Below are 7588 nucleotides of genomic sequence, written 5' to 3' on the forward strand. Positions count from 1 at the left end.
AGAGGCGGGGACGCCTGGCGGGGTCAGGGCGCAGCGCGCGATCTCCAGTCCTCCATCCAATTCGCTGATAGCCCCATGGATCGAGATGGCCTGCATCGGGTCATTCGCATGGGCACCGAATAGCCTCAGCCGACCGGAAGAGGGGATGACATCATGCAGCACAGGCCAGTCACTGCGTTCGGCCGCGGGGCTATCGACGGGGAGGAACAACGGATTGTTGCCGCGTTGTTGGCGGGCGGTGACAGCCGCCTGAACCTCGATCGGCAGGGTTTGAACAAATATCTCTGCCCGCCGACGCCCGCACCGGCGCTGACGTGTCTCAGCTCCTGCACCGCATCGCCGATCTCCGATCTGGGCTTCGAGCGAGCATCGGCGGCGTTTTGGCGCATTGCCGCCGCGCCAAGGATTCAGGCGCCAAGCCGCATCGAGGCCTGCGAGGACAGCATAGAGGTGGCGATCCGCGGCTACCTCGGGCTGGACCCGGGAGATCAGGTCATCCTCACGGCCTCGGGAACCGACGGAATGCTGCTGGCCGCCTGCCTTTTGGCGCTGGAGGGGTGCGACAGCCCCATGACAACTATCCTGCCGTCGCCGTCCGAGACCGGCACAGGCGTGCCGCTGGCCGCCGCGTGCCGTGTGTTCGACGGACCCTTCGCTGGCCGGTCGGTGGTTGAGGCCTACGTCACCACAAAGCATGTCGCTCTGCGCGGACCGGACGGCATGCCAAGAGAGGCGGGCACGGTCGCGGAAGATTTCCGCGACGCCGTCAGGGCAGTGAACGGGCGCGCTGTCATCGTCTTCACGTATGGCACCAAGACGGGGCTGGTGGCCCCGGTCGAGGCGCCGGCCGGGGTCGATGTGATCGTTGACGCATGCCAGCTTCGGTTGCCAGCTCACAAGGTGCGTGAGTATCTGAAGATGGGCTGGCCGGTTGTGATTACCGGATCGAAATTCCTGGGTGGACCGGCCTTCTCCGGAGCTGTGCTTGTGCCATCGGCTCGGTTTTCGAGGAGGGCGCGCGCTCGAGCAAGCAGGATCTGCGCCCTTCACGGGGGTTTAGCCGGGGTTGGTGGTTTGGCCGAACTTGCCTCTTCCGCAGACGTGACCGGTCCTCTGCTTCGCTGGTCGGCTGCTCTGGCGACCCTCAAAGAGGCCGCGTTATCGGAGGACCAGGTCGCAGAGAGCGTGATCCGGCTCGAGGACGAGGCTGGGGCCGCGGTCGCCGCGCTTCCCGGGGCGCACATCATCGAGCAATCGACCGGGTGTCCTGGCATCGTGACGTTCGCCGTGGAAGCGCCTGGACAGCCGGGGTCGAGGCTGGGGGTCGACGAGTTGCGTCAGCTTTACCGCGGCTTGGCTGGTCAAGGCGTCCTGCTGGGGCAGCCGGTGGATCTCGGGCCGTTTGGCGCCTTACGTGTGGCGATCGGCATGCGCGACGTCGTTCGAGGTTCGATCGAGGAGAGCCTGCGGCGTCTCGCTGAATCCTGGCCTCTCGCGCGCAGGCAAGGCGCGGCACGCGCCAAGGCGGCGTGATGGACGGGCATCTTGCCGGGCCTCACGCCGGAGAACGGTCATGCGCCGGATCGCTGGACCCGGCGGAATGGCGGGCGCTCCGCATCCTTGGGCATCAGATGCTTGATGATCTATTCGATGATCTGGAGGCTGTCCGGGAAGGCCCGGTCTGGCAGCCGATGCCGGACGATATACGCGCCGCCTGGCAGGCACCGTTGCCGCACAGCGGCGCGGACCCGGTAGACGTGTACGCCGACTACCGGCGTCTCGTGGCGCCGTATGGTGTTGGCAACCGGCACCCCCGCTTTTTCGGGTGGGTGCATGGCGGCGGCACGGTGATCGGCATGCTGGCGGAGATGCTGGCGGCGGGTCTGAACGCGAATTGCGGCGGCCGCGACCATGCGCCGATCGAGGTCGAACGCCAGGTGGTGCGTTGGGCCGCGGAGATGCTCGGATTTCCGAAGGAGGCGGGCGGGCTGGTGCTGAGCGGCACCTCGATGGCGAACTTCGTCGCGGTCCTGGCCGCTCGTTGGGCCGCGCTCGGCGGCGCCGTGCGCGAGGACGGTATCGGGGGCACCCGGCTGATGGCCTATGCGTCCGACGGAGCACATATGTGCGTCGCGCGGGCCTTGGACATGGCCGGCCTCGGATCGAGGTCGCTGCGACTGATAGCCTGTGATGATGCCGGCCGAATGCGTATCCCGGATCTCGCTGAGCGGCTGGAGGCGGACCGGGCGGCCGGGATGACGCCGTTCATGGTGGTGGGCACTGCGGGCAGCGTCGACATTGGCGCAATCGACGATTTGGCGGGACTGGCCGAGATGTGCCGCGAAAACGGCCTGTGGTTCCACGTCGATGCGGCGTTCGGTGCAATGGCGATGTTGTCGGACCGGCTTCAACCGCTCTTGCGGGGCATCGAGCAGGCGGACTCCGTCGTGTTCGATTTCCACAAGTGGATGCAGGTTCCGTATGCCGCCGGCTGCATTGTCGTTCGGGATCAGGCGGTTCTGCGGGCCGCCTTTGTGCGGCAGGCGGACTATCTACGGCCGACCGGCCGCGGCCTCACCGCCGGCGAACCGTGGCCGGTCGATCTCGGCCCGGAGTTGTCGCGCGGATTCCGGGCGTTGAAGGTCTGGATGACGATCCGGACCTATGGGGCTGACCGCCTGAGAGCGGTTGTCGAGCACTGCTGCGTCCTGGCGCAACGCCTCGCCGCCACGATCGCCCGGACGCCCGAGCTGGAGCTCGTGGCGCCGGTCGCGCTGAATATCGTTTGTTTGCGGGTGGCAGGTGGCGATGATGCGACCCACGATGGGATCGCGTCCTGGCTGCAGGAGACAGGCCGAAGCGTGTTGTCCACGACGACGCTTGGAGGCCGTCGTGTTCTTCGGGCGGCGATCGTCAATCATCGAACGAGGGCGTCAGACGTCGATGCCATCGTCAGTGATGTTCTGGACGCGCGCAACGTTTTCGTGGTCATGCCTCGCCGGTAACGCGAGATACTGTCGCGGCAGCTTCCCTGCATGTTCTTGCAAAGCGTATGTGATCGTCACGTCGGCTCGGGCTGAGCAATGCCTCAGCTTCAAGGCGGGTCCAGGCTTTTTGCAAGCTGGGCGCTATTTCCGTTTGGCTTGCTTCTGTGTCCATCACTCGTCGCAGCAGAGCAAGCGGCACGGCGACATTTGTGAGCTCGGGGCAGAAGCGGGCGCGGCCGGCGCTCACGACAAGGCCGCGGATGTTGATGGTGGGATCGTCGATGAATGTCGTGAGCGCGCGGACATGGCGCATGTTCTGCCTGACGGGGTTTAGAAACCGGTAGGTGCGTCCTTGCACGTGCTGCATCCAGTAGAGATCATTTTCCGTCCCGGTGATGAATCCGGAGAAGGTTTTTACCTCGAGCAGGATGATCCCGTCCGGAACACGGATGGCGTGGTCGATTTCGGCCGTTCGTCCGTCAACACTGAGAATGACGTTCCGCAACATCGGCCATCCGCCTGTTTCGAGTTCTGCGGTCACAAGCCCTTCGCCGAGCCTTCCCAGTGCTTGGGCGCGGAGCTCGGACGTGTGCTGGGTTTGACGGGAATCCTGCTCCCACAGAGGACGGCCCAGTTCCTGTCTGGCTGGAACACGGATCGGACGCTGTTCGCGTGGGCGCGACCTGCCGCTTATCGTCGCGAACCATCTCACGATTAGCCCTATCGCGAGCAGGGCTGCTCCGACGAGGGTTGCGCGGCCGGATGCAAAGCTGGCCAGTTCCTGGAAGGCCCCGGCCAATGTTGGCATTACCGGCAAAAGCGACGGCCCCATGCGACCTCCGGCGAAAGAGGTGGCATCCTCTCCCGGGAAGATGCGAATGACGCATGACGTTTGCGTTGCCGGGTAGGCCGGCTACTGGGTCAGACGGCGAGACTATCCCCCTCGTGGCAGTCGCTGTCATCGTCCAAGAAGGTCATGTGGTAGGCCGTCAAGGGCGATAAGTCCGACCACTCGATCTCGCCCGCTTCGTGCAAGGTGCGCAGGTCTTCCATCGCGGACGCGACGCGCGCCTCCAGCAGGGAGGCGGCCGGCCGAGTCGAACGAGGCTGCCACGTTGCGGGAGATCGGCTTGGAAAATCCTTCGATACCCAAGCGCACTGTTGTTCGAACCAACGTTCCATGACGCCGGCGACGAGCGTGTCTGGTTTTCCGCATCGAAGTTTCAGTGCTTCCTGTCGCGCGGCCACACCGTAGGCCTGGGAGTCGCAGCTTGCGACGCGTGGGTGCGAGCGGGCGGCGGACATTCCTTGTGATTTGAGGCCGAACAAGTGGAAGCGCGTCTCGCTGCCGTTGAATGCGCGATCGAGGACGTCGAGCACATGCAGAATGCCGTACTCACCATCGACATGGCGCCGGCACATGCTGCCGACGCCGACTAACGGAAAATCGAGTGCGAATGGCATGCGTTCCAGACAGCGCAGATAATGCTCGGGGTGCCAGCCTTGGATCACCGGGACGAAACGGTCTGCGATGCCCCGCCGATCTGCGCCGTTGAGACATTGCACGTTCAGCCGAACGGTACCGGAGATGCGGTCGAGAACAGCATCTTCGGCGTGGGCAATCTCGGGCTCGACGCACCAATCCATCGACGCCCACTACAGCCATGGTGCGCTGGCTGCGAGGTCGAGATAGTCGTCCACGTCCCAGGGGAAGCCGTTATAGCGGCTGGCTGCCACGAAGCCGGCGGAATCGAGGGCGACTGGATGTTGGCGGACGAGGTGCAGCCAGCGGTTTTCGAAGCCGGTCCACTGCCGCAGACCGATGATATCGGTACGCCAGCGTGAGAGCGCATTAGCGCTGATCAGCACGGGCGCACCCAGGCTGCGGGCTGTCCGCCAGAGTGCGCCATCCCGCAGTGCCGGCAACCCCAGGAGGAAGGTAGGTTGGCGGCTGGCGGTCACGTTCGGTGCTCACGTTGTCTTTGCCAGAACGCTGGATCGATGCCCGCTCCTTCCCAACCCATGAGGGAGCCGTGCCTCATGGCAGCGATCTCATCCTCGGTCGGCACGCGTGCCAGTCGGCCGTTGAGGCATTCGGGCGAACATTTGGTATCGACAGGCAGATAGCCCATCTCGCCGCGCCGGATCATGACGGTTTCGCCCGTCGTGATGTGCCGGACATAGCACATCTCCGGTAGGGTCTCCGTGTTGGTCGATGTGCTCGTCATGCCGCGCGTGCCTCCGGCGCCGCCGGCAGGAGGAGTATCCGCTCGAGGCGTTCGATCTCTGCGTGGAGCCGCAGCATTTGCGGCATGTAGTCCGGTCCCAGCACGGTCGCGGCCGAGAGATAGCGGTCCCACATGCCGCGGTCCCAGGTGCCGCGATCATCGAGGCGCACGTGGCGCGGTGCTGGGCGGGCGGCCGCTTCCTCGCACCTGGCCACCATCTCCATCTCGATCGCGCTCAGCGCGGCGCGACGTTCCGCGATGATGGCGCGCAGGTGATGGCGGTCGATGCCGAGGGATGGCCGTGAGGGCCGCCCCGCGTCCTCGGAGGCGGCGGGGCGCGTGGCGAAGGGCTGTGATAGTCGGGTCTCCCCGCTGGGATCGATATGACTCATGGCGCGGATTCCTGGCGAAGGGGGGCTCCCGCCCGGTCCGCGGGCGGGAGCAGGGATGGTTATACCAACGGCCCTATCCGGTGACCGTTATTGCTGCCCATTTGCGCTGGGTCAGGGAAGCAATCCGTTCCGGCATTTGCATGAGCTTGTTCCAGGCCTCGCAGCAGGCATCGACAACCGCCTTGTAGCTTGGCCACACCTGATGGCCGAACCAGTTCTTGCGCATGTATTCCCAGATATTCTCGGTCGGGTTCAGCTCGGGCGCATAAGGTAGCAAGGGCAACAGCACGATGTTGTCGGGCAGCTTCAGCCGTGCCGAGGTATGCCACCCGGCCTTGTCCAGGACCAGCACGGCAATGGCACCGACGCCGACGTTCTGGCTGATGGCGGCGAGGTGCGCGTTCATGGCTTCGATGCCAACTTCGGGCATCACGATCGCCGCGCCGGTCTTGCGCTCCGGGCAGACGGCGCCGAACAANTTGCGGGCAGTCTTGTCATAGCGGGTTGCGATGGCACGGAACTGCTTGAGCCTGGCGAAGAAATTTTCGATCAGATGGCGCGCCTTGTAGAGGTCGCGGTCGTAGGTCCGCGGCGAGCGGCGATTGGACTTTGGCGGGATCACCACGGTCTTGCCGGCCGCGGTCAGCGGCTCGATGACCCGCTTGTCGGCGTCAAAGGCTTTGTCGGCGATCAGCGTCTCGGCCTGCAGGTCGGGCAGCAGATGATCAGCACCGACGAGATCATGCGCCTCGCCGCCGGTCAGATGAAAGCCGACCGGGTTGCCGAGCGCATCGACGAGGGTGTGGATCTTGGTGCTCAGGCCGCCGCGCGAGCGGCCGATGGCCTGGTCTTCGCCGGCTTTCTTGGGGGCGCCGGCGCTGTGCTGATGGGCGCGCACGATGGTGCTGTCGATCATCGCGTACTCGGGGTCAGCATCCTCGGCGAGATGCTGAAAGACGCGCTGCCAGACGCCGGCTTTGGCCCAGCGGCTGAAGCGGCGGTGGACGTTCTTCCAATCGCCCAGGCGCTCCGGCAAGTCGCGCCAGGGAATGCCCGTGCGATAGCGGTAGAGCACGGCCTCGACGAACAGACGGTTGTTCGCAGCGGTCACGCCAACGGACCCCGGACGGCCCGGCAAATGGTCCTTGATCCGCTCCCACTGGTCGTCGCGCAAGGCATGTCGATGCATCGGTCAGCCTCTCCAAAGCTGACTGCCTATGNCAAATACGCCGACTGAAAACGACGATCCCGCATGGCGCGTGGTCGGGTTCCGCATTTCGCCCAGACCCGCGTCAGCGTGCCTTGCTGACCAACCCGGGCTTCGTCGCCAAACCAGATCTCCACTGGCTTGCCCGCCGCCTCGGGCGGCAGGGCTGCGGCAACGAGAGCAGGAAACTCAGCCTGAAACACCGCCTGCGCTTCAGGATCGCTCTTCGGATGCTGCGGGCGCACGGAGAGGCGGCGAAACGACAGCTTGTGCAGCAGCTTGCCAACCGTGCGCTCGTGCAGAGAGACGCCAAAGTTCTGCTCGATCCGGTGCTGGAGATCGACACGCCGCCAACGCACCACGCCGTCGCGCTTCAGATCAGCGCCTTGCTCCACCCAAGCCCCGATCTCAGCCTGCTGCTCTGCCGACAGGCGCGGCAGCGGGCCGTTGCGCCGCGGCTGATCGGATAAACCGTCCAGGCCACTGGCATTGTAGCGATGCACCCAGTCGCGCAGCGTCTGGCGGTCCATCGCGCAGATGTCTGCCGCCTCCGTGCGCGAGCACCCCTCCAGCACCAGCGCGATCGCCAGCATCCGACGCGCCACTTTGGCCTCCGGCGTGCGCGCCGCCGCCTCGCGCAGATCGGCGGCTGAGAGATCCTGGCCGGTGATCGCTACGGTCATCGCTGTCTCCCTGTCTTGGAGACGCCTGCGAATCACGGACCGCCGCGTCGCTCCAAGTCACAGACGAGTCAACGGTCGGGGCCGTTGGTAT

Annotated in this window: 8 protein-coding genes and 2 pseudogenes; 2 read left to right on the forward strand and 8 right to left on the reverse strand. The window is 65.3% G+C overall.

Features of this window, described 5'->3' with window-relative positions:
- Positions 1 to 153 precede the first annotated feature (153 nt).
- Positions 154 to 1533 carry a hypothetical protein gene (locus CCS01_RS12585; protein ID WP_104519164.1) on the forward strand — a complete coding sequence of 460 codons (1380 nt, stop codon included), beginning with the start codon at positions 154 to 156 and terminating at the stop codon, positions 1531 to 1533.
- Positions 1533 to 3005, forward strand: a complete 1473-nt coding sequence (locus CCS01_RS12590; RefSeq protein WP_104519165.1) for a pyridoxal phosphate-dependent decarboxylase family protein — start codon at positions 1533 to 1535, stop codon at positions 3003 to 3005. The genes CCS01_RS12585 and CCS01_RS12590 overlap by 1 nt, the downstream gene beginning before the upstream one ends.
- Here CCS01_RS12590 and CCS01_RS12595 read toward each other — a convergent pair.
- The 8 genes and pseudogenes from CCS01_RS12595 to CCS01_RS12625 all read right to left on the reverse strand — a co-directional run.
- A complete protein-coding gene (locus CCS01_RS12595) occupies positions 2989 to 3819 on the reverse strand; it encodes a nuclease-related domain-containing protein (protein WP_104519166.1) in 831 nt (276 codons plus the stop codon). The genes CCS01_RS12590 and CCS01_RS12595 overlap by 17 nt on opposite strands.
- Positions 3820 to 3908: 89 nt before the next feature.
- Positions 3909 to 4634: a deazapurine DNA modification protein DpdA family protein gene (locus tag CCS01_RS12600; RefSeq protein ID WP_104519167.1), complete on the reverse strand. Its 726-nt coding sequence runs from the start codon at positions 4632 to 4634 to the stop codon at positions 3909 to 3911.
- A gap of 9 nt (positions 4635 to 4643) precedes the next feature.
- On the reverse strand, positions 4644 to 4949 hold the full coding sequence (locus tag CCS01_RS12605) for a hypothetical protein (protein WP_146101721.1): 306 nt from the start codon (positions 4947 to 4949) through the stop codon (positions 4644 to 4646).
- A complete protein-coding gene (locus CCS01_RS12610) occupies positions 4946 to 5215 on the reverse strand; it encodes a hypothetical protein (protein ID WP_104519169.1) in 270 nt (89 codons plus the stop codon). Before CCS01_RS12610 ends, CCS01_RS12605 begins: the two co-directional genes overlap by 4 nt.
- On the reverse strand, positions 5212 to 5607 hold the full coding sequence (locus CCS01_RS12615; protein WP_104519170.1) for a hypothetical protein: 396 nt from the start codon (positions 5605 to 5607) through the stop codon (positions 5212 to 5214). Before CCS01_RS12615 ends, CCS01_RS12610 begins: the two co-directional genes overlap by 4 nt.
- Positions 5608 to 5680: 73 nt before the next feature.
- A partial coding sequence (locus tag CCS01_RS34630) for a transposase (protein WP_204848241.1) occupies positions 5681 to 6085 on the reverse strand: 405 nt, incomplete at its 5' end.
- 1 nt (position 6086) lies between these two features.
- Positions 6087 to 6796, reverse strand: a pseudogene (locus CCS01_RS34635) (IS5 family transposase); the annotation flags it as partial.
- A gap of 32 nt (positions 6797 to 6828) precedes the next feature.
- Positions 6829 to 7497: pseudogene (locus CCS01_RS12625) on the reverse strand (IS630 family transposase); the annotation flags it as partial.
- Positions 7498 to 7588 lie beyond the last annotated feature (91 nt).

This window comes from Rhodopila globiformis (assembly GCF_002937115.1).
Lineage (GTDB): Bacteria > Pseudomonadota > Alphaproteobacteria > Acetobacterales > Acetobacteraceae > Rhodopila > Rhodopila globiformis.

Excerpts from the sequence above, each read along its gene's own strand:
- CCS01_RS12615 (WP_104519170.1), bottom strand. The coding sequence starts at position 5,607 with ATGAGTCATATCGATCCCAGCGGGGAGACCCGACTATCACAGCCCTTC.
- CCS01_RS12600 (WP_104519167.1), bottom strand. The coding sequence starts at position 4,634 with ATGGATTGGTGCGTCGAGCCCGAGATTGCCCACGCCGAAGATGCTGTT.
- CCS01_RS12585 (WP_104519164.1), top strand. The coding sequence starts at position 154 with ATGCAGCACAGGCCAGTCACTGCGTTCGGCCGCGGGGCTATCGACGGG.
- CCS01_RS12595 (WP_104519166.1), bottom strand. The coding sequence starts at position 3,819 with ATGGGGCCGTCGCTTTTGCCGGTAATGCCAACATTGGCCGGGGCCTTC.
- CCS01_RS12590 (WP_104519165.1), top strand. The coding sequence starts at position 1,533 with ATGGACGGGCATCTTGCCGGGCCTCACGCCGGAGAACGGTCATGCGCC.
- CCS01_RS12610 (WP_104519169.1), bottom strand. The coding sequence starts at position 5,215 with ATGACGAGCACATCGACCAACACGGAGACCCTACCGGAGATGTGCTAT.